The sequence below is a fragment of the Enterococcus sp. DIV1337a genome, from assembly GCF_051712285.1.
In the GTDB taxonomy this organism is placed as follows: Bacteria; Bacillota; Bacilli; order Lactobacillales; family Enterococcaceae; genus Enterococcus; species Enterococcus faecalis.
On record NZ_JBIOOP010000001.1, the window covers coordinates 1550040 to 1572719 of the forward strand.

Here is a 22680-nt window from a genome sequence, read left to right on the forward strand (position 1 = left end):
TTATAAAACGTTTCTAGTTGTGTTACTTAGTAATGTTTCGTAGGCTTGTTCAAATTTCTGAACGTCGCCAGCGCCCATAAAGACAACCACTGCATTTTCAAAATCTAGTAAAGGCGACACATTATCTTCGGTAATTACTTGTCCACCTTTTTGAATTTTTTCACCTAAATCTTCAATGCGTACCTCGCCTTGTGTTTCACGCGCAGAGCCAAAAATATTACATAAGAATACTTCATCTGCTAAATCCAGTGCTTCAGCAAATTCATCCATTAAGGCAATTGTTCGTGTAAATGTATGCGGCTGGAAGACAGCAATAATTTCTTTGTCAGGATATTTTTGACGAGCGCCATCAATCGTTGCTTTAATTTCGGCTGGATGGTGCGCATAATCATCAACAATAATCATGTCACTGACTTTTTTCTCGCTAAAACGACGTTTCACACCTTTAAAACTTAGCATTTCTTCTGCGACTTTTTGCATATCAAGTTTTTCAAAATAAGCCACAGCAATCACACCTAGCGCATTCATGATATTGTGATGGCCAAATGCTGGTAAGACAAAATGACCTACAAAATCATCCTTGTGATAAACATCAAAAGATGAGCCTTCCGTTGTTCGTTGAATATTTCGTGCTTGGATATCATCCTCTTCACTGACGCCATAATAATAAACTGGCACTTCTGATTCTAACTGACGAAGATACTTATCATCACCATAAGCAAAAATTCCTTTTTTGACTTGATGAGCCATTGTTTGGAACGCTGAAAAAACGTCCTCAATGCTCTTATAGTAATCCGGATGATCAAAATCGATATTCGTCATAATCGCATAATCTGGTGAATAAGCCAAGAAATGACGGCGATATTCACACGCTTCAAATGCAAAGAAATCAGCATCTGGTTCGCCGTGGCCAGTGCCATCCCCTATTAAATAACTAGTTGGATTGATACCACTTAATACATGTGCTAGCAAACCAGTCGTACTTGTTTTCCCATGTGAGCCTGTTACAGCAATGCTTGTATACGGTTCGATAAAACGAGCAATGAAATCATGGTAACGAATTACTTCTGCGCCTAATTCGATGGCACGGGCAATTTCCTCATGGGTATCTGGAAAAGCATTTCCAGCAATAACAATCATGTCTTTATCAATATTATCTGCATTAAATGGTAAAATAGGGACACCTGATTTTTCAAGATCCCGTTGTGTAAAGAAATACTCTTCTACGTCTGATCCTTGAACGTTGTAGCCTTTTTGGTGTAAGACCAACGCTAATGAGCTCATGCCAGAACCTTTAATTCCGACAAAATGGTATAATTTGTTCTCTTGATTTCCCATTATAATCCTCTTCTCTATCACTATATAAAACATACCTTTTTTAAAAAAATTTCAATCATACGAGATTCATTATCGTATAAAACAAAAAAATAATCAACTATTAAAACAGAATAAAAAACTTACATGTTTCAATTCCACATGTAAGTTTCATCTCTTAACTAAAATATTTACTGTTTTCTAATACAGAACTTGAATCTTCTAGCATCCCACTTAATGGTTTATCCAAGATGCCCTTTTTCTTTTCTTCTGTCACAGGTACTTCAGGATCCACTTGAGCATTCGCTTTAGCTAGTTTTTTCCCATAGGCAGTTTGACTTTTAGCATTTTTCTTTGCGGCATTCAAACGGGAACGCGAACGCAAATCTAACGCATCTTCGCCAAAACGTTCTAAGTCTGGTTTGATTTGTTGATATTGTCGTCTAGTTAAAGGAATCTCAGGCTCTGAGGTTGGAATATTAAACTTCCGCACCGTTGGATCTTCTTCCGTATCTTTCACTTGAAAAGCCGTTGGTTCATCATCAAGAATGACATATGAACGTCGATCTTTTTTCATTGCTTTTAGCAACTCTTCTTCAGTAAAACTAGGTTCCTGTTCCTCAGGAATCACAGAAGCCGGGATATATTTAGGAACAAAATAAGAAGGTGTCGTTTTCTGCATTAATGGTGATGTGGCAGGTCTACTTGGTTTCGCTACGACTTCTTTTTTTTTATACGTTTGTGTCCAGCCATTTCCTTTTGGCGTGCCAAAAAGGCTATTATTTTTTTTCGTTGCTTGTTTATTTTTCGTTGTTTTACTAGCGTGTTTTGTATAGTCTGGCAAATTAGAGCGATGACGTGCTAATTGCTCTTGTTGTGCTGCCGTTAATTGTTGCGGTTGTTTATTTGTAGTTGGTTGATTCGTTATTGGTTGTTGGACAGATGGCGTGCTTTGTCTAGTATCTTCGGCAGATGTTGCAGTTCTTCTGCTACCAGACATTGTTTTCCCAATCAGATCATCTTGAAACAAGTTACGTTCATTATCTGTTGGTAATTTTACGCCCTGTTCATCATCATACGCTGGAAAACGGAAATGTTTTCTTTTCACTTGAGCATTATCCATTGCGGTCATTCCTTTTATTTTTCTTTCTCATTAGTTTAACACATTCTCAATGAATACTAAAGAACTTGCCTGAATTTTTAAGAGAACAAAAAAGAAACCTCCGTTTAAAAAGGTTTCTTTTCTGTTTATTTATCTAGTTGTAATTTGGCAAAGTCCGCTTTGACTTGGATGAACGACTGAAACAATTGTAAAAACTGAAAGAGCCGCGCCCGATTTTCAAATTCACTTCTTGTTTGTGGCAGTGGTTTTGTGCGATAAGTTTCATAAACGGTCTTAATTCGATTCATAATTTCTTGTCCATCATTATTCTCTGCAAATGTTTCTGCCGTATATTCCAACAATTGTTGAATATAGCGAACTTGTTGCGCATCAACGGTAATATCTTCTAATAATTCCAACATGTTTTTTAGAATATTACTTTGCATTTTTCTCATCGCAAAGTACTCTAAATAGTACGTATTGGTAGACAGCAATTGATTCTCGGCATGATTTTTGGCCCACGTCTCGCCTGTGCGAATAAAGGCTTTTAAATCTGCACAATGCTTGACCAAATTACGCTCTCCTGCAGCGTTGTTTAAATGTAGCGCCATTTCCCTTAAAATTTTACGAAACATTGTTTCAATGACTTCTTGGTCTTCTCTTAAACGTTTTTCTGTATCAGGCATATAAGAATTAGCTAATAACGCTAGTCCCACACCAATACTCATTAATAAAAACTCATTTCCAATAATCGCCCAAGAAAGATTTTTTTCGACTAAATAATGGGTTACCAAAACGGAACTCACAACAATCCCATCAGATAATTGAAAATACACAGCTGCTGGAATAAATAATAACAAAAAAATACCAAAAGCAATCGCTGTAAAACCTAAAAAAGTAAAACAAATATACGCTAAAATAGTTGCTAAAGCTAAGGATAACAAACGATAAATCCCTGTCATGACAGATGTTTTTTTCGTGCTAGTAACACTTAAAACCGAAATAATCCCTGCCGAAGGGGCATAGAGTAATCCCAGTTTTTCCGCAATAATCATTGCTAATGCAGCGCTAATGGCTGTCTTGACTGTTCGTAAACCAATTTTCATGCATACTCCCCTTAAAAAATAATAATTCTTCACTTTTCTCTAGTAATTTTACCTCTATTTCGGTTATCATTAAAGAGAAAAGTTATTTAGGAGCGAATATTTATGATAGTGGGTCGATTTCGTTTAGGCATGCGAACGTTAAAAACAGCAATTGCTGTCATGCTGTGTATTCTTTTATTTCAATTTTTCCATCGTGGCTCACCTATGATTGCCTGTTTAGCAGCTGTTTTTTCACTAAGACAAGATTTAAATACAAGTTTGTCTTTTGGAAAATCGCGCATTATTGGAAACACATTGGGTGGCTTTTTAGCTTTGCTTTATGTATTAGCACAAGATTATTTTCCTAATCAAAACTTAGTAGAATTACTGCTACTACCACTTTTAGTCATTATCGTCATCGTTGTTTCTGATGGGATTAATAACAATGCTGGGATCATTTCTGCGACTGCGACACTTTTAATGATTTCTTTAAGTATTCCGCAAAGCGATTCCTTTCAATATGCAATGGAACGTGTGTTGGATACATTCATTGGGACCTTTATAGCGATTGGTTTAAACGTCTTTTTACAACCTAAGCCAGCAGAAGAAGCTCATGAAATTTCTGAAGATTTAGCTGAATTAGAAAAGAAAGAAAAAGAACTAGAAGCTTTACGCCAACAAGTTCAAGCGCGGATTGCTGCAGAAGAAAACACTGACGACAAGGCAAATAAATAAAGAAACAGCCGATTGAAGAGAATAACAATCGGCTGTTTCTTTATAGTTCCCAATTTGTTTTTGCTTGAAAGTTGGCGGCTGCGCCAATCAAATTGGCATCATTTTGATAATGGCAGGTCACGATTTCGGGAACAAAATCTTTTAATTCAAAGGTCTGTAAATGCGTTAGCATCCGGCGATTAATCTCTGCTAATAAGCCTTCTTTAGCAGAAACACCGCCTCCGAGTACAATCATTTCAGGATCATAAGAAAACTGTAAGCCGAATAATCCTTGTGTCAAATAATCATAAAAATTATTGACTTCTTCGCGAGCAATCTCATCCCCTCGTTGTGCCAGTTCAAAAACTTCTTCTCCTGTCACCGCCTGTTTTTCGACTCCGATTCGTTCACAATAGCGCTGAGCCATTTTGACAGCTGTGCCAATTTCACTGAATGTTTGGCCATTACTTAAAAAGTTCAGTCCAAACTCGCCTCCATATAAATGAGCGCCTTTGTACAATTCGCCATTGCGAAAAATCGCTCCGCCAATTCCTGTCCCAATAACGACAAAAAGCACTTCTTTTTTCCCTTTCGCCGCGCCTTCATATATCTCTGCTAAACCAGCACAATTCGCATCATTTTCGATAGTCACTGGTAAGCCAAACAACGCTTCTAATTCTTCGTAAATGTTAAAATGATGAATATATGGAATGGCGGAAATCCCTAAAATCTGTTGACTTTTTTCGTCAACTACTCCAGGTGAACTAAAAGCAACACCACTAATCGACTCATTTCTTTTGTCTGCATAAACCGAATATAAATGCGCTTTCATTTCTTCCCAAGAGCCAGGTGTTGGAAAGCTCCCTTGATTTGTTAATTCTTTGCCTGTCCAAACGCCGTATTTCACGGAAGAACCGCCAAGATCAAATGCTAAAATTGCCATATTTATCCATCCTTTTCTACTTCTGTTTTCTTATTTCTTCGATACGTATACGGTCCATGATAGGTCTCATCAGGATTTTTCGTCAAGCGAAATTTCAACGGAACATAGTCAATGCCGCCTTTAACAAAAGGATGACATCGTAAAATCCGGGCTACTCCCATCGTTGTTCCTTTGACACTTCCATGTGTATGAATTGCATCAATCATATATTGAGAACACGTTGGGTAATAGCGACAACGTGCAGGCAATCCTGGAGAAATAAATCGTTGATAAAAACGAACACCGCCGATTAACGGATTTTTCATAAAGTGCCTTCTTTCTAACTAATTCTTACTAAAGAATAGCTTGTTTTTTCATGTTTGGCAAGTCCTAGTGACGAGAAATTACACCAGGTGCCCCTATTACGAATTCTTACATTTCTATTGCTATCCAAATGAAAAAAAACGTGCTACACTATAAAAAAAAGGAATGGAGGCTTAGTAAATGGGATTAAAATTTGAACGTTCCAATGACTTAGATAAACTCTTCGATTCTTTCGCCGTTGATCCATTAAAAAAAGAAGTACCTCTTGAAGAACTGGCAAAACAACGACAAGAAGCAAAAAAAGAAGAAGCAAAAAAACAAGCAAAAGAGTAATTTTGCTTGTTTTTTTCTATAGAAACTTTTCAATTGCTGTCCAAGCTGCTTCTTTTCCTTCTTTTGTTTCAGAAGAGAAAATAATAAAGTCATCTTGTTTATCAAAATTCAAAGCTTTTTTAATGACACTCTCGTGTTTGTTCCATTTGCCCCGCGGAATTTTGTCCGCCTTAGTTGCCACAATAATAACTGGCAAATCATAGTATTTCAAAAATTCATACATTTGGATATCATCTTGGGTCGGCGGATGACGTAAATCAATTAAAGAAACGACAGCACGTAATTGCTCACGTTGCGTGATATACGTTTCAATCATTTTTCCCCACTTCGCACGTTCTGTTTTAGAAACTTTGGCATAACCATAGCCAGGAACATCTACAAAATGTAAGGCATCCTCAATTAAATAAAAGTTTAGCGTTTGCGTTTTACCAGGTTTACCTGAGGTTCTTGCTAAATTTTTACGATTAATCAAGGTATTAATAAAAGATGATTTTCCAACGTTCGAACGTCCAGCTAAAGCAATCTCCGGTAACTGAGATTCAGGATATTGTTTAGGGGATACCGCACTAATCACGATTTCTGCATTATGTACGTTCATTGTTTTCCTCCGTTCTTCTATTCAGTCTTTCATTCAAAAACTTAACAAAAACAGCTCTTTCGGAGATCCGCCGAAAGAGCTGTTTTCAGCTTCAATCTTATACAGCTTCTTTATCTTTTTTGTTATAAATAATTGTTGGTTTACCGGCACCTTCAGCTGCCATTTTAGTAATGATAACTTTTTCAATGCTTTCATCTGAAGGAACATCAAACATTACGTCCATCATAATTTCTTCAATGATTGAACGAAGTCCGCGTGCGCCAGTATTACGTTCAATGGCTTTGGCTGCGATGGCTTTTAATGCTTCTGGTTCAAATTCTAATTTAGTGTCATCAAGAGACAATAATTTTTGATATTGTTTCACCAAAGCATTCTTCGGTTCTGTTAAAATTCGAACCAAATCATCATTCGTTAATTTATCAAGCGCAGCCATTACAGGTAAGCGTCCAATAAATTCTGGAATTAAACCAAATTTCAATAAATCTTCTGGAATAATATGTTGCATAATGCTTTCTTCTTCATTTAAAGCAGAATTGGTTTTACCAAAACCAATGGTTTTTTCGCCTAAGCGGTTTTTAACAATGGTTTCAATCCCATCAAATGCTCCACCAACAATGAAGAGAACATTCGTTGTGTCTATTTGGATAAATTCTTGATGTGGATGTTTGCGGCCCCCTTGTGGCGGTACACTTGCAACTGTTCCTTCAAGAATTTTTAGTAAGGCTTGTTGAACACCCTCACCTGAAACATCTCGAGTAATCGAAACATTTTCACTCTTACGGGCAATTTTATCAATCTCATCAATATAGATAATGCCCTTTTCCGCACGTTCAACATTATAGTCAGCAGATTGTAGTAATTTTAAAAGGATGTTTTCAACATCTTCCCCTACATAACCTGCTTCTGTTAAACTGGTCGCATCAGCGATTGCAAAAGGTACATTTAATGTTTTTGCTAACGTTTGAGCCAAGAAAGTTTTACCTGAACCTGTAGGTCCAATTAAACAAATGTTACTTTTTTGCAATTCAACGTCATCTTGAGTTGCAGCTGTTTCTGATTGATTCACACGTTTATAGTGATTGTAAACAGCAACAGAAAGTGTGCGTTTTGCACGTTCTTGTCCAATAACATATTCATTTAAAACATTTAAAATTTCTTGGGGTTTTGGCACATCCGTTAATTCTCGGACTGCTTCATCATAAAATTCTTCATCAATAATCTCTTTACATAGATCAATACATTCATTACAAATATAGACACCCGGACCAGCAACAATTTTTTTTACTTCTTCTTGTGTTTTCCCACAAAATGAACAACGAACGGTCCCGTTATTATCCGTATTGTCGTACATGTTCGTCACCCCTCTAAAAATCAAAAAATGACTGTCATCACAGTCTCTCATCATAATAGCACAAACCACTTTAAAATGCGAACATCTCAGATAGAAAGTTTTATTGTTCTTAGACTTCTTATGGTATACTACATTATATAAAAGCACTTTCATAAAAAGTGATTGTGTTGAAACAAATTGGAGGAATTGTGATGTTAGAACAAATTTTACTAGGTACCTATACTCGAAGAGCCAGCCAAGGCATTTATAAAATTGCATTAGATACAACACAAGGTCGTTTAACAGAAGCGACACTTTTATTAGAAGAAACGAGTCCTACCTATCTTGCTCTGAGTCAAAAGGGCGAACTTTTTAGCGTCACTAGTGTTGACGGTGAAGGTGGCACTGCCGCTTATCAACCAGAAATGGACCATTTTAACTTATTGAATAAAGTAACTGAGGAAGGTGCACCGCCATGTTATGTAGCTGTTGACGAAAACCGACAACTGGTCTATGCAGCAAATTATCACCAAGGTATTGTTCACGTGTATCGTATCTTAGAAGATGGTTCTTTGGAAGATGCTGACAAAGTGATTCATACAGAGCCAACTGGTCCTCATGAAAATCAAAACAATGCCCATGTTCATTACACAGATTTAACACCTGATCAACGCTTAGTCGTCTGTGATCTAGGAACCGATCGTGTGTATACGTATAATGTTAGCTTAGACGGAAAACTTTCTGAAATCGCTCAATTCGTGACTGAGCCAGGGACTGGTCCACGTCATTTAGTGTTCCACCCAACAAAATCATTGGCTTATCTATTTGGCGAATTAGATAGCACTGTTTCAGTTCTTTCATATGATGAAACAGATGGTTCTTTCACTGAATTACAAAAAGTTTCTACTTTGCCTGCTGATTATGATGCGTTTAATGGTGGTGCTGCGATTCGTATTTCTTCTGATGGCCGTTTCCTTTATGCTTCAAACCGTGGCCATAACTCGATTGCTGTCTATGCTGTTTCAGAAAACGGCGAAGCAATTGAACGAATTCAATTAATTTCAACCGAAGGCGAGATTCCGCGAGATTTCGATTTAGATGCTTCTGAAGATTTCGTTGTTGTCGCTAATCAAGACTCTGATAATTTAACACTTTATCGTCGGAACCAAGAAACAGGCTTATTAGAAATGATTCAAAAAGATGTTGCCGTTCCCGAATGTGTTTGCGTTTTGTTTGTGTAATAATCACAACAAGCAGAACGATGAGACGGAACCCGAAAAGGCAATATTATAACGAATGTTTAATTAAGAAATAGTATTCAGCTCTAAAGCTAAATTCTTCCCAAAGTGGCAATATTACTTTCATCTGTTTATGCTTTGTAGTAAAGCAATACCACTTCTTAGAGCTACATTTTTGAGGGGCCTACCTGTGAAAATGAATATCAAAAAGCATCTTAAAGGTTGTTACTTTTGTTCTTCCTATTATAAGATTTCAAGCCTGGGGCAAAAATCTAAAATGATTTTTGCCCCAGGCTTGTGCTTAAAACCTAATATTAGGAAAGAAATGGTGCCTATTCCTTTTCGTTTATGGAGTCGGTCACTTTTTTACTAGTTTTTAATTTACACTTTTTTCTTTTTAGAGATATAGAAAAAAACCAAAGAGATCATAAGAATACCAATAACTACCAGAAGTAGACTCATTTTTTGATTTTCGCCAGTTTTAGGTAAAACTTTTTTTCTTAAATCTGTTTTAAGTGGTGATTGTTTTTGCGGATTTTTATTGTGTGTAACTTTTGTATCGTTGACTTCTTTTGCTGGAGTACGGAAGTAAACAGTTTGGTTCTTGTCATTGATATCTTCATGCAATGCAATTGCTGTACCTTGACGCATCAAGCGTTCAAAGACGACAACTTCTTTTCCTTCTAAACTTGTACCATCAAAAGTAAATTCAAGTTGAACGACGCCCTCTTGGCTTTTGGCCACAAAAACTTGTGTCGCCGTCACTGCTTTGCCATCTACCAATAACGGTTGTCCTGTTTCTTTATTCATTAATGTTCCCTGAATGATATATTCATTACCTTTAATTAAATTTTTATAAGAAACATTATCCACAATCGTTACTTGTTTACTTGGTACAAGATCTTTTTGACCGTTTTCTTTATTTGTCGCGGTTGTGGCGATGGTTGGTGTTGTGAAAAGAACGGTTTGTTTTTCATCATCTAAATCGGCATGTTCAGCAATAGGATTGGGACTTTCTCCTTCGTATAAGTATTCAAAAACGACCACTTTTTTGCCAGTTAATTCACTAGCTTTTACTGTAAATTCGACTGTTGTCGTGCCTTTTGACTGTGTAGGCGTAAAGGTTGTTTCAGCCGTCACTGCTTTGCCATCAACTTCCAACGGTTGACCCGTTGCTTTGTCCATCAACTGTCCGACAATAGTATATTTCTGATTTACCTTTAAGCCCTCATAATTAATTTTATCTTCAATTATAACTTTCGCTAGTGGTTCTAACACTTTCAATCCAGATTCTTTGTCTGTTGCTGTTGTTTGTATTTTAATTTCTTCTCTTGGATTGTTAGGCGTATTAGGAATTTTCGGTTTTTCAGTTTCCTTGATTGTCACAGTTTGATCGACATCATTGATATCTTCGTGTGATGCAATTTCTCTGTTTTCTAGGAATAATTTTTCAAAAACAACAATTGTTTTCCCAGCTAACAAGCTTGCATCAAATGTAAAATCTAACGTTTCAAAACCGTTTGATTCTGTTGGAATAAATGTTTTTTCTGCAGTAATAGGTAGATCGTTCACTAATAAAGCTTCACCAGTCACTTTATCCATCAGTCTTCCTGAAATAGTATACTCTCTATTTGGTATTAAATTTTCATAATGGATTTCATCACGAATTGTTGCTATTTTTTCTGGCTCAACAACTTTTGTTCCATCCGTTTTATTTGTTGCTGTTGTGCGTACTGTTACTTTTTTTGGTTGCTCATTAGGGGTTTCTGTAATCCAATTCATTGATGCCTCAGTTTGCTCGTCTTTCGCGATATACTGATCACCTATCACTAATGATTGTTGCTGATTTGTACCTGCTGGTCGATCATATTTCATAAATGTAAAGGAAGTAGTTCCGCCATTCGCAACGACTTGAATCTCATCTGTTGGAGTTGCATCTGGAACAGAAATTACAAATTCTTCACCAACTGCAATTTCTACGCCTGTCGTCATACCTACCGCTTTAGTTCCCGATTTGGTAATAATTTGTGCATCTGCGATATTTTTACTTAAAGTAATCATCGCACTTCCTTGTAAATTAAAAGGAGCTGTCAAACGATAGCTTTGACGATATGTGGATTCGTTAGAAACAACCTCACCAATTTTTTCTAACTTAATAGATAAATCTTGATGAATCCACTCACGCAAATTTGCTACTCCAGCAGCAAGCTGTGGATTAGTAATCGTAAATTGACTCATATCCCATGTTGGTACAATTTCATGGACCATCCATTGGGTCGTTGTGTATGCATCGATGTTACTCAATGTCCGAACGCCAGGACCTTTGTAAACATTTTGTCCTTGCTCAACGTATCCTAGTTTTAATAAATTTGACAATAATACTTTTTGCTCTTGTGTTAAGTCATCTGCAGGTATGGCAGACCCATTTGGCGTTGCCTGATTAAAATTCAAACAATATGCCAAAATATTATCTGTCGTATTTTTAAACTTTTGTCCATCCCATGGCACACCATTTTGATCTTTCGCAAACCCTTTAATTATTCCGTCGCTGTCTACCGTTAAATAAGAACCTTGGAGCGGGATTCCATCGTTCCACGTTCGGGTCGCAGTATTAATTCCCACAGGTGCAAAATTTTTTGAACCTGTGGGAATTTCAGCTGCTTGTACAACTGGTAAAATAACTAATTGTGCAAGCGTAAACAGCACACTTAATAACGCAACTACTTTTTTCATTTATTAGCCTCCACTAATCTATTAATCTATACTTCTGATATACAGTAATATAGTAAGTATATTTTACTCAATTTTTTTCGTTTGGTTTACTTTATAACTTCTAAAAAAAAGAACGATTTAGATAATCAATTTCCGAGCTATTTTTTATAATAACCATTATAATAAAATAGAAGCTATTATTAAGGAGTGAGTCTCATAAAAACGCAAGATGCCATAAAAACATTTCTGCTTTCAAAAAAAACTCAAAAAAAGTTAGATGTCTTTTTGTATTTAGCGAAACGAAACAACCCCAAGTTATCTGTTATTGCCCAAATATTTAATTTGTCCAATAAAAATTTATCTATCTACCTTCATGAAATCCAGGAAGACTTAACTAACATCCCCGAAAGTACCTTAGAAATACAAATTAATCATGGAACAATTTCATTGTATACAACTAGTAACGATTTTTTATTTCATTATTTTTTGCTATTCAATTATTATTGTTTACAATCTACTGATTATATTCTTTTCAAAGCTATTTTAAAAAAAGAAAATAATTCTGTTTGGAAAGTTAGCCAAGAAACCAATTTCAGTTCCTCTTATATCTATAAGCGTTTGAACAATCTTAATAAATTGCTGGATTTATATGGTATTTCTGTCCATTTTTCTCCTTCATCAACTAAAGTAATTTCTGGTACTGAATTTCAAGTGCTATATGCTTTTTTAGATGTGTATTGGACAATTTTTTTAAATTTACTTTCTTTGCCACGTTATACATCAAAATATTTTAAAAATATTTTATCAGAACATATTAAACCGGAAATTTCCGAGCGTTTAGAGTTAGCTTCACAGTTAAAGTTAAACTTACTTTTACACATTTCTAACTATCGTTTTCCTTATACTTCAGAAGATTACCTTGAAAAAGACATGGAACAAAAGTCTTACTTAACTCTGTATTCAGAACCAGAATTAAATATATTTAGTACAATTTCAAGTTTTTCAGAAAATCAAAAAAACGTAGTAAACATCATTGCCCCGCTGGCCATTGACAATCTTGATTCTTCTGAACGTGCATTATATTTGTTAACTTCTTTAAAAAATAAACAATGTCTAGAATATCAATATGTTGAAAAATTATTAGACACTTTTTGCCAAACATTCAATATCTCTCAAATGCGCGAATTTGATCGTCATTACTTTTTACTTATTTTATTTAAAAATGTTGTTTATAATCAACTGTTTATTTCCAAACAGCCAAATACAGCAATTCTAGATTTTTTAGTCAATAAAAACAATGATAGCCAAAAGACTTTACAGAAAGAAATTTATGATTTTTATCAAAGTTTTTCAGGTAACTTTCCTTATCAATTAGAATTTAAAGACCAAGAAAATCCTGATTGGACATGCGAATTACTACTAAGAATCTATAAACATTATAGCCCGCGTACTAAAATAAAAATTGGTGTGTCGTATTCTCGTGATTTTTACATTGCGAGTTTTATCATGATGAAAATTAAACAAGCGTTTAGTGAGGACATTATTTTTGAACGAACGAATTTTTCAACTTGCGACATTGTTATTACTGATTATCCTATATTTAATTTGCCTGAAAAAATTGAACGAATTTATATTTTAGAAGAAGAGTTAACCCGGGAAGATTGGGAATTAATTTTCAGTAAAATAAGTATCGCTATTTTCGATTTACAATAAAAAAGAACGAACCCAAAAATCAGTGTAGATTTCTGGGTTCGTTCTTTTTTTCTATTCAGTTAGTTATCCGTTTTTTCTATTAAATAGTGAATAAATAAATTACTGCAGCTAATGAAGCACCTAAGATAGGTCCCACAATTGGCACCCAAGAATACGCCCAATCGGAATCACCTTTTGTTTTCACAGGAATAATTTGGTGCGCTAAACGAGGTCCTAAATCACGTGCAGGGTTAATTGCATAACCTGTAGGTCCGCCTAATGATAGACCTAGTCCTAAGACCAAAATCCCCACAAGCATTGGGTTAATCCCAGCCGCTAAGTCGTTTTGAGAAAAGGCTAGTAAGCCAAAAACCAAGACAAATGTGCCGATAATTTCTGTTAAAACATTGGCTGGATAGTTACGGACAGCTGGACCAGTTGCAAAGGTTCCTAAAATAGCGCCTTTGTCCTCTGTAATGTTCCAATGGGGTAAATAAGCTAACCAGACAACTAAACCACCAATAAAACCGCCTAGGACTTGAGCTACGATATAAGGTAAAACCATGCCCCATTCAAAATTTCCCGTAATTGCCATCGCAACTGTTACAGCAGGATTTAAATGCGCTGGACTCATATACCCAGACATGTAAACAGCTAATGTAACAGCAGCGCCCCAACCTAAAGCAATAACGACCCAACCAGAAGCAAAGGCTTTGCTTTTCTTCAAGTTAACTGCGGCACAGACGCCATCTCCTAGTAAAACTAAAATCATCGTTCCGAAAAATTCACCGAATAATTGTGTCATCATCGAAGTTCCCATTTTTCCTTCACCCTACTTTCAAATTTTTTAAATCTGATTCTTCAATTACTTTTTCTAATGTTTCAATTTGTCGTGCTCTTTCTTCCGCTGTCCACTGATAATGCTGTGCCATTTCTTCAATGACTCCCGCTTTTACTTGGTCCAAACGATCACGCATAAACAATAAGTGGTTGGTCCGTCGTAATAAAAAGTCAACGGGTGTTAAAGCCATTTCTTCTTCCATCGCATAGTTTAAAGAGACAGTTTCCGTTAAGGTTAAACCAGGAATTACTTTTGCATGATCAATCATTTCAAAAACAGTCGGTACGTTAGAGCCATATAAATGAGCTAAGTATAGTGCATCCTTTTCACTTAACCCTTTAGACACGCCATGTTTTGCCAACGCTTCTAATTCTTCATCTACCGTTGCAGGATTCAATTTTCCACCTGAAACTGGATAGTTTTTAGAATCAATTAAGGTGAATTCTTTTTGGTATTCTTCTGCTAAGATGGTTTGAATCATTTTCATCGCACCTTCTGCCATTTTACGATAATCTGTTAATTTCCCACCAGCCAAAGTTAGCAAGCCATCCGCTGATCTTTCCAATGAACTGCCTCGAGAAACAGCTGAAGGATTGACTTTATTTTCCACCAAACTGTCTTCCAGATGGTTTAGGACTTCTTCAATTTCTCGTTTATCTGTTTGTTTTTTTTGGTATCTGTCAACGACATCAATGACTTCATCAATACTTTTATCTGAAAGTTTGCCATTGTTTCCACCATTATAATCTGAGCCACCGTTAGCAGAAATTAACGGTCGTAAACCGGCCCAGCTGGCTTCAATATCATCAATTGTTAATTGCACCTCTGGATAACGATTATTTACTACTTCCAATAGGTAATCAACATCACTTTGTTCTACTGTTGGATGTTGAAAATCTCCATGGTAATCTGTATCCGTCGTCCCAAAATATGTTTTTTCTTCTCTAGGAACAACAAAGACCATGCGGCCATCTTGTTTACCTGTATCAAAATACGTTGGTTGAGGGACGTTTAAACGGCTTTTGTCTACAACTAAATGGACTCCTTTGGTCGGACGCATTTGTGGTGTGAATGATTCGTTTTTATCTAAGCCTCTTAATTTATCCGACCAAGGACCAGTAGTATTAATCACAACATCTGCGTGAATCTCAAACTGTTCGTCAGTTAGTAGATCCTTTGCTTGAATGCCAGTAATTTTACCTTCATCATTGTATAAAAAGCCCACCGCTTGAACCCGACTCACAGCATGCGCCCCGTCAGCTACTGCTTGTTTAATATTTTCAATAACTAAACGAGCATCATTATTTCGGTAATCTAAATAAACACCGCCACCTTGTAGACCTTCACTTTTTAGTTGTGGCTCACGTGCCAAAACCTCGTCTTTTGTTAACAGATAGTTGGCGTACTTGGTACCTGTAACATCAGCTAACTGATCGTATAAATCCATTGCTATTTTGACAGAAAATAGGTTAAATGTTGCATTTGGCTCATCATAAATCGGCAATAACATGGGATCCGCTTTAGGGATATGTGGCGCAATTGATTGAACAACGGCTCGTTCTTTAACCGTATCCGCCACTACTTCTACATCAAACGTTTTCAAATAGCGGATACCACCATGAACTAATTTGGTTGATCGTGAAGAGGTGCCCTCTGCGAAATCCTGCATTTCAATTAATCCTGTCTTCATTTTAGCGGCACTGGCTTGCAGGGCAACGCCTGCGCCAGTAATGCCACCACCGATAATTAAGACATCTAAGTGTTGTGTTTTTAAAGCGTCGATTGATTGTCGGCGTGTTTCTATTGAGAAAGTCATAAAAAATTCCCCTTTTCCATTTACTTATTTTTACGTTTGAATTGTTGGGTAGCTGCTACTGCTTGTTGCCACCCCACATATAAATCTTCTCTTTCTTCTTCCGCCATAATTGGTTCAAATTGTTGGCCTTCTTCTTGGAATGCTTTGATTTCTTCTAAGTCTTTCCAGAAGCCAACCGCTAAGCCCGCCAAGAAAGCTGCGCCTAAGGCCGTTGTTTCTAAGTTATGGGCTCTTTGAACAGCAGTGTTTAAAATATCCGCTTGGAATTGCATCAAGAAATCATTGTTTGCTGCGCCACCGTCTACTTTTAAGACGGGAATATCTATGCCTGTATCTTCTTTCATCGTGTCAATAATGTCACGGACTTGATATGCAACTGCTTGAAGTGTCGCTTTGACAAAATCTTCTCTTGTGGTGCCGCGTGTTAATCCAAAGACAGCCCCGCGCGCTTGTGAATCCCAATATGGTGCACCCAAACCAGTGAATGCAGGAACCACATAAACTTCATTGTGTCCTGTTGACGCTTTGGCTACTGCTTCAGATTCTGCAGCCGTTTGCAACATTTTTAAGCCATCTCGCAACCATTGAATTGCTGAACCAGCCACGAAGATACTTCCTTCTAAGGCATAATATACTTTGCCGTTAATGCCATAACCAATAGTGGTAAGCAGATTATTTTTAGAAAGTTGAGGTTCTTCGCCCGTGTTCATGACAATAAATGAGCCTGTTCCATAGGTATTTTTAACCATTCCAGGTTCAAAGGCCATTTGACCAAATAAGGCGGCTTGTTGGTCACCAGCCATCCCAGCGATAGGAACTTCACTTCCGTAAAAATGGTAATTTTTTGTTAAGCCATACACTTCAGAGTTCGAAACGACTTTTGGTAACATCACGCGTGGGATATTTAAAAGATCCAAAATTTCTTGATCCCAATCTAAATCATGGATATTAAACAACATCGTCCGACTTGCATTTGAATAATCAGTGACATGAGTATCTCCCGTTAATTTCCAAACGAGCCAAGTGTCAATTGTTCCAAACATCAATTCTCCATTTTCTGCACGTTCTTGCGCACCTTCTACGTGATCTAAGATCCAACGAACCTTCGTTGCTGAGAAATAAGCATCAATGATTAACCCAGTTTTTTCATGAATCATTTCGCTGTAGCCATCTTCTTTTAGTTGATCGGCAATGGGTGTCGTTTGGCGTGATTGCCAAACAATTGCGTTATAAATGGGTAACCCAGTTGCTTTGTCCCAAACAACGGTTGTTTCCCGTTGATTTGTAATCCCAATTCCGGCAATATCTGTTGGTTTCACTCCTGACTCAATTAAAGAACCTGCAATAACGGATTGAACAGAATTCCAAATTTCATTGGCATTATGTTCCACCCAGCCTGCATTAGGAAAATATTGAGTAAATTCCTTTTGTGAACTACCAATTTTGTTTCCTTTTTTATCAAAAATAATTGCACGAGAACTAGTCGTTCCTTGATCAATTGCCATAATGTATTTTTCTTCTGCCATGATAATTCCTCCTAAACGTTTTTGAAATCGTTTTCTTTATGTCCTTATCTTACATACAAAAGACTAACCAAACATGTCAAAAACTTTTTTTATTTAAAAAAAATTGAAAGGATTTCTATTAAAACCAACAAAGACAACGCTTTCAATAATACTTTTATTATCTCTAATTTTTCAATAAAAAGAAACATTTTTGTTTAAAAAAGCCTAATTTTCGACTTTTAGTGGTAAAAAGGTTGGTGTGAGGATCAGATAATTTCCTTCACACCAACCTTTTGTTTATTTCTCCCGCAAGGTGCGTATTTTCTTTTTTAATTGTTGCACATCATAGGTCGAACTTAATTCTGACAAAACATAAACTTCCGGTGTTCCTTGATAGCTCGTTTGCTGATAATTGGTCACAATTAAATCATATGTTTGTTCAGGCTGATACCTCTCCACCAGCGTGCCATTCATATTTTTAAGACTGAGCATTAATACTTGTGTTAACGCCGCTTGATAAAGAGCATCCATCGCTAAGTGAATCCCAATTTTTATTTCGCCAATCATTTTAAATTCAATTAATGCCAACACGCTTAAATATTTGACCAAAGAAAGTTCATGTAAACTATCTCCTGGTTGATACGTTTCATTAAAACAAGCTAAAGCTTTTTCTAATAACGTTTTTGAAAAAGAAGCTAATTCCCGACTAGATAATTGTTGTTCTTTTTCCCAAATATGGGCCCGATCAAAGACTTCCAATTCTCCTTTAAAAAAATACAGTTTTCCATGAATTTGTGAAAAATAATAAGCCATGGTTTTCTCAAGAGTAGGTTCAAATTTATGGGGCCGATAATACAAGACCACATTTTCCATGATAAATGTATCAGCTAAAGAAACAGCGGAACGACGACCCCGAATTAAGGAATATTCATCAAAAGCTGATTCTGGTAAAACCGACATTGTAATTAGAAAAACAAAATGAATCATGCTTTCGCCTTCATCTAATTCTAAAGAATAGCGACTGGAAAAACGGAAAAATAATTGTCGAACTTGCTTAAATAGAGGATCTTCTTTAAAATCAGTCATTTTCTTTCTCAATTGTTGATATTTTTTCGAAGTGCCCGCTAGGCGCTTTTTCGTAATACTCAACCAAAGGCTAACTTTTAACGCATTATGTTCATTAAAAGTAAAACCTAAGCCAGTCTCAATCCCTTCAATTATCCGTTTATTTAACGGCGACATCGTTTTTTTCTGGTGTGTTTCATAGGGAGTAATATACCAATACAACTGAAAGTAAAAGTAACGAATCTGCAATTCTTCTCCCTGTAGTTGGCCATTTTTTATTTGCAAATCAAAGGCGGCTAACAATTGATTAAGTTCTTTAATCTTTCGAAATAAAGAAGACTCACTAATCATAAATTTAGTCGTTAATTGAACAATAGAAAACTCTTTATTACGATATAAATAATCTAAAAGTTGAAATTTAAGAGACTCTTTTACAAATGCTTCAATTAAATGATTCAACGAAAAAAAATCCGATAAGGTGATTGATAGCTGTTGGCCATCATAAGTCAGCTGACAATCCTGTCCAAAAGGTTTCAAAAAATAATGTAAATCCTCTAAGTCTTTTTCAAAGGAGGCTTTTGTGACCGCTAAAAATGCCGTTAAATCAGAGACTGAGCAGGTACCGCCTGCTAAGATGGTTTGTTGCACCGTTAATAATTGTCGCATCGCTTTCTTTTCCAATAACGTCTCAACTTTCATCGTTCTCTCTCCAATAAGCCGAAGCACCCATCAAATTTGTAATATCATAAATATTGGTTAAAGCAGGTTGATAAAAATAATCTTTTTGTAAAAGGTCTGTCAGCGTCTGACCTGTTTGGATACTTAATGCTAAAGTATTTATTTTTTCTAAACAATTGTTTTTTGAACAAAGCTGTGCCCCAAGGACCCGTTGCGTCACTTTATCATAAATTAATTTGCCTAAAATCTCTGTCCCATGTTGTAAGGGCGGCGCTGGCTGTCTAACAATTACGGAAGCAAGTGTTTGCGGAAAAAATAACCCTTCCGTTTCGGTTAGACCTGTACTAGCAAGATAATAGTCCCCCACTTTTGTTCCCATTGTTCGCAAAGAGCCAATAAATCGGTGTGTTTTTTCTTCTAAATTGTTGGCGACTACTAAGCCAGTTCGTACCGCATTGTTCACTAACGGGGCATAAAAAGTTTCCGCGACTGGTTCATTCATAACTGAAATGCAGTCACCGATGGCAAAAACATTCGGCACTGATGTTTGTAAATAAGCGTCCACCGCGATTGTCTGATCCAGATTTCGTTGAATTTTTTTATCCAAATAGGCTAATTGAGGATGTAAGTTTAAAGCAAAAATCCCACTGTCACAAGAAATTTCCTGCTCGCTTGTTTCAAGAACAATACCATTTGCTGTTTCTTCAATTCCTAGGACCGTTTCTTCAAAATGGAAAATTACTGCTTGTTTTTCCAAAGATTTTTGAACTTCTGCGACCATTTCTTTATCAAAATATTTAGGCAATAGATTTTCCAAACTTTCAAAGACATGGACCGTTTTCTTCATTTTCACAAGAAAATCAATAGCTTCCATTCCAATGGGTCCTGCACCAATGACGGCTACTGTCTGGCTTTCTTCCAGTAATGGAACAGCCGCTAAAGCACCTGACAAAAATTTATATTTGAGTAATTTTTCTGTTTGACTACCACGAATTTGCGTGGAAAATTGGCTCGCGCCTGTCGCTAAAATCAATTTATCATAAGAATACCACTGTTGCTCTTCCTTTCGTGACCAAGCAATCAATTGGTTCTCAACATCCATTGCCACGACTTCTCTATTTAAAAGCAACTGAATCTTTTGACGACGTAATTCCTCTTCCGTTATGTAACGTGCTTCGTGTAATTCATTGATGGTATGATTAAAATACGCACTTAAGCCACCAGATAAATACCCCACTGTTGCTTGTTTATCAATTAAAGAAATTTCTGCTTGGGGATATTTTTTCCTTGAAGCAATTGCTGCGGAAATACCTGCGAATGATGCACCAATAATCACAATTTTCATTTGTTTCCTCCTCTGTCAGGACCTACTATACTTCTCTCAGTTTATCATGATTAAAAAGAATGCTAAAGCAACAACTATAGTTTTCCCTTAAAATAATTATTTTTGCTGAGCGCATTGCTTTTCAAGCACTTTCATTTTCATTTATAATAAATGTTACTACTGTTTGAGGAGGAGTTTTCATGTCTGCAACGAAAGAGCAATTGGAACTATTTTTATTTTATTTATCTGAAACCCATACAAAAAGTTTATCTTTACATGACTTAGTTACAAGTCGACCACGCCCAGAAGAAGCGCGTATTTTATTAAATATTAACGAGGTTTTCACTTACTACCATAGCGCTCGTGTTCTCTACACAAGTGTTCCTGCTCTTGAAAACAACAAGTCTGAGCCTTTTTTCCAAGCCTTCGAAAATTTTTATTTTGAATTAAAACAACATTTTTTCAATGAAGAAGATGAAACCAACCAATTGAATGAACGTCTAGAGGAAATGAAAATTGCCTTTGAACAATTGACGGATGACTACAATGTTCTATAATAGAAGAGAACAATTCGTTGAGAAGGGGTCCTTATGAAGCAAGAAGAAGTGATTGAACGTTTAAAAGAAGAACTAAATTTGCCATTTTTTAATGGCACACTGGAAGAAAAGAACTATTCTGAAGCAGATTATCAACAAATCAAGAAAGAGTTAATTCAATACTTTGATGATTATGTGCGAAATGTTGAAAATTAACAAGCTAAAACAACCTTTGATTTTAATAAAATCAAAGGTTGTTTTATTATTAAATAAAAAAATAACAAAAAAACCACCGGCAGTTTTGCCGATGGAAAAGGAGTATTTACTCAATAAGAGTAAAATGAAAAATAAAAAGGTTGTTGTTGGTATGAATTAATAATACAATACACTTTCTCTTTTGTCCATAAAAAAGACATGAAAAAAATATTAAATTCGTTAGTTATTTTTATTAGTTTTTTATTTTTTCAAAAGAATGTTGCTCATCCGCGTAATGGCAAAGGTTAATTCATCCGTTGCTTGATCCTGCTTTTCTTCTGAAGCATTAAATAAATCTGCATCAATACCTGTTTCTGGATCTGTTGCTAAAATCATTTCATTGCATCCTGCTACATATTCTGTATAAGCATGTTGAAATTTTTTGTGAATGCCAAGTACTTGTGGTGTCGGTTTTAATGTTCCGACTTTTTTGAGCATTAATTCATATTTTTCAGTACCTTCTTTAAATTTTGCTTGAATTTCTGCAATTCGTTCGGCTGTTAAATCATTTACTTTATTCTTATCAATCGCTTGACGAACTTCTTCGTAATATGGATTCATGACTTCGCCAATATCTTCTGTTGTTTTAACGATATCATTAATTGTTTGAACATAAAATCCTAAATTTGGTCTCATAACCATCCCTCTTTTCCCTTTTCTCTTTCACTCCATTTTACACTTTTTCTATTCCATCTGACAAGTGGCACTTTTTCAATCTTTATTTTTTTGATTTTTAACAGAGAAAACATAGTGAGGCATCGTTTTGCCACAGTATGTTTTAATGTATCGATCCCTAACAAGCATCTGGTTTCGAATAGCGACATTCATAGAGGCTAAGTTCGTATCACGAATCGTTGAAATAACTTCTGGAAAATTTAACACATCGAATGCGTACTGCTTTGTCGCTGCGGCAGCTTCAATCGCATACCCTTTATGCCATTCTTTGGCACATAAATGATAACCAATTTCTGGATAGCTCTTTCCTTTTACTAATTGATTGGTGAGACCACACTCGCCGATGACTTCGCCTGTTTTTTTCTTCTCTAACGCCCATAAGCCGTAGCCGTATTCTTGATAGGATTGTAAGTTCCACTTTAGCCAGTTTGCGACTTCTTCGTCAGAAAAAGCATGTTCATAGGCATACATTACGTTTTCATCTTGCAAAAATTTTTTCAATTCCGCTTTATCTTCCGACTGCCATTCTCTGACAATAAGTCGTTGTGTTTCGAAAATAATTTTCCGTTTCAAGCCATTTCACTCCTTGAATAAAGAAAAATTGACTGGTTTAAGTACCAG

General features: G+C 36.1%; 21 protein-coding genes. 6 read left to right on the plus strand and 15 right to left on the minus strand.

The genetic code is table 11. The features are described from left to right. The 3 genes from murC to IGL49_RS07490 form a co-directional block, all read right to left on the minus strand. Entirely contained in the window at positions 1 to 1338 is a 1338-nt protein-coding gene (gene murC / locus IGL49_RS07480; protein ID WP_002357163.1) for a UDP-N-acetylmuramate--L-alanine ligase, read from the minus strand. Positions 1339 to 1492: 154 nt separating this feature from the next. Then, positions 1493 to 2446, minus strand: a complete 954-nt coding sequence (locus IGL49_RS07485; protein WP_164982854.1) for a hypothetical protein — start codon at positions 2444 to 2446, stop codon at positions 1493 to 1495. A gap of 116 nt (positions 2447 to 2562) precedes the next feature. Then, positions 2563 to 3522, minus strand: a complete 960-nt coding sequence (locus tag IGL49_RS07490) for an aromatic acid exporter family protein (protein WP_104854079.1) — start codon at positions 3520 to 3522, stop codon at positions 2563 to 2565. 102 nt (positions 3523 to 3624) lie between these two features. On the opposite strand from IGL49_RS07490, the gene IGL49_RS07495 reads away from it, so the two are divergent. Next, entirely contained in the window at positions 3625 to 4236 is a 612-nt protein-coding gene (locus tag IGL49_RS07495; RefSeq protein WP_002395185.1) for an FUSC family protein, read from the plus strand. Between the two features lie 40 nt (positions 4237 to 4276). Here the strand turns inward: IGL49_RS07495 and IGL49_RS07500 are convergent, their stop codons facing one another. Both IGL49_RS07500 and yidD read right to left on the minus strand, forming a co-directional pair. Next, positions 4277 to 5158 carry an ROK family protein gene (locus tag IGL49_RS07500; protein ID WP_002360061.1) on the minus strand — a complete coding sequence of 294 codons (882 nt, stop codon included), beginning with the start codon at positions 5156 to 5158 and terminating at the stop codon, positions 4277 to 4279. A 2-nt stretch (positions 5159 to 5160) separates the two neighbouring features. Then, positions 5161 to 5463, minus strand: a complete 303-nt coding sequence (gene yidD, locus IGL49_RS07505; RefSeq protein ID WP_002357157.1) for a membrane protein insertion efficiency factor YidD — start codon at positions 5461 to 5463, stop codon at positions 5161 to 5163. 178 nt (positions 5464 to 5641) lie between these two features. Here yidD and IGL49_RS07510 point away from each other — a divergent pair, with 178 nt between their 5' ends. Beyond that, the gene (locus IGL49_RS07510; protein ID WP_002362024.1) at positions 5642 to 5794 is read left to right on the plus strand and encodes an SPJ_0845 family protein; all 153 of its coding nucleotides are present in this window, start codon (positions 5642 to 5644) and stop codon (positions 5792 to 5794) included. A gap of 16 nt (positions 5795 to 5810) precedes the next feature. Here IGL49_RS07510 and yihA read toward each other — a convergent pair whose 3' ends face one another. Both yihA and clpX read right to left on the minus strand, forming a co-directional pair. Then, the gene (gene yihA, locus IGL49_RS07515; RefSeq protein ID WP_002357155.1) at positions 5811 to 6392 is read right to left on the minus strand and encodes a ribosome biogenesis GTP-binding protein YihA/YsxC; all 582 of its coding nucleotides are present in this window, start codon (positions 6390 to 6392) and stop codon (positions 5811 to 5813) included. Between the two features lie 97 nt (positions 6393 to 6489). Continuing rightward, positions 6490 to 7743, minus strand: a complete 1254-nt coding sequence (gene clpX / locus IGL49_RS07520) for an ATP-dependent Clp protease ATP-binding subunit ClpX (protein WP_104854080.1) — start codon at positions 7741 to 7743, stop codon at positions 6490 to 6492. A 191-nt stretch (positions 7744 to 7934) separates the two neighbouring features. Here clpX and IGL49_RS07525 point away from each other — a divergent pair, with 191 nt between their 5' ends. Beyond that, positions 7935 to 8963 carry a lactonase family protein gene (locus IGL49_RS07525; protein ID WP_104854081.1) on the plus strand — a complete coding sequence of 343 codons (1029 nt, stop codon included), beginning with the start codon at positions 7935 to 7937 and terminating at the stop codon, positions 8961 to 8963. A gap of 378 nt (positions 8964 to 9341) precedes the next feature. Here the strand turns inward: IGL49_RS07525 and IGL49_RS07530 are convergent, their stop codons facing one another. Beyond that, positions 9342 to 11693: a VaFE repeat-containing surface-anchored protein gene (locus tag IGL49_RS07530; RefSeq protein WP_104854082.1), complete on the minus strand. Its 2352-nt coding sequence runs from the start codon at positions 11691 to 11693 to the stop codon at positions 9342 to 9344. Positions 11694 to 11879: 186 nt separating this feature from the next. On the opposite strand from IGL49_RS07530, the gene IGL49_RS07535 reads away from it, so the two are divergent. Further along, complete coding sequence (locus tag IGL49_RS07535; RefSeq protein WP_104854083.1) at positions 11880 to 13385, plus strand: helix-turn-helix domain-containing protein; 1506 nt, start codon at positions 11880 to 11882, stop codon at positions 13383 to 13385. 79 nt (positions 13386 to 13464) lie between these two features. On the opposite strand, the gene IGL49_RS07540 is transcribed toward IGL49_RS07535, so the two are convergent. The 5 genes from IGL49_RS07540 to IGL49_RS07560 all read right to left on the minus strand — a co-directional run bounded on the left by IGL49_RS07540 (position 13465) and on the right by IGL49_RS07560 (position 20614). Further along, positions 13465 to 14184, minus strand: coding sequence for an MIP/aquaporin family protein (locus IGL49_RS07540; RefSeq protein WP_002357140.1), 720 nt, complete (start codon positions 14182 to 14184; stop codon positions 13465 to 13467). A 7-nt stretch (positions 14185 to 14191) separates the two neighbouring features. Beyond that, complete coding sequence (glpO, locus tag IGL49_RS07545) at positions 14192 to 16021, minus strand: type 1 glycerol-3-phosphate oxidase (protein ID WP_104854084.1); 1830 nt, start codon at positions 16019 to 16021, stop codon at positions 14192 to 14194. Between the two features lie 20 nt (positions 16022 to 16041). Continuing rightward, positions 16042 to 17547, minus strand: a complete 1506-nt coding sequence (gene glpK / locus IGL49_RS07550; protein WP_104854085.1) for a glycerol kinase GlpK — start codon at positions 17545 to 17547, stop codon at positions 16042 to 16044. Between the two features lie 276 nt (positions 17548 to 17823). Beyond that, entirely contained in the window at positions 17824 to 19290 is a 1467-nt protein-coding gene (locus tag IGL49_RS07555) for a helix-turn-helix domain-containing protein (protein WP_104854086.1), read from the minus strand. Then, complete coding sequence (locus IGL49_RS07560; RefSeq protein ID WP_104854087.1) at positions 19280 to 20614, minus strand: FAD-dependent oxidoreductase; 1335 nt, start codon at positions 20612 to 20614, stop codon at positions 19280 to 19282. Before IGL49_RS07560 ends, IGL49_RS07555 begins: the two co-directional genes overlap by 11 nt. 179 nt (positions 20615 to 20793) lie before the next feature. On the opposite strand from IGL49_RS07560, the gene IGL49_RS07565 reads away from it, so the two are divergent. Then, complete coding sequence (locus tag IGL49_RS07565) at positions 20794 to 21150, plus strand: hypothetical protein (RefSeq protein WP_002357135.1); 357 nt, start codon at positions 20794 to 20796, stop codon at positions 21148 to 21150. A 33-nt stretch (positions 21151 to 21183) separates the two neighbouring features. Continuing rightward, positions 21184 to 21345 carry a hypothetical protein gene (locus IGL49_RS07570; protein WP_002357133.1) on the plus strand — a complete coding sequence of 54 codons (162 nt, stop codon included), beginning with the start codon at positions 21184 to 21186 and terminating at the stop codon, positions 21343 to 21345. 240 nt (positions 21346 to 21585) lie between these two features. On the opposite strand, the gene IGL49_RS07575 is transcribed toward IGL49_RS07570, so the two are convergent. Together IGL49_RS07575 and IGL49_RS07580 are read right to left on the minus strand one after the other, a co-directional pair. Then, positions 21586 to 22026 (minus strand): hypothetical protein, encoded by a 441-nt coding sequence (locus tag IGL49_RS07575; RefSeq protein ID WP_002385841.1) that lies wholly within the window; start codon positions 22024 to 22026, stop codon positions 21586 to 21588. Positions 22027 to 22095: 69 nt separating this feature from the next. Beyond that, a complete protein-coding gene (locus tag IGL49_RS07580; RefSeq protein ID WP_104854088.1) occupies positions 22096 to 22632 on the minus strand; it encodes a GNAT family N-acetyltransferase in 537 nt (178 codons plus the stop codon). Positions 22633 to 22680 lie beyond the last annotated feature (48 nt).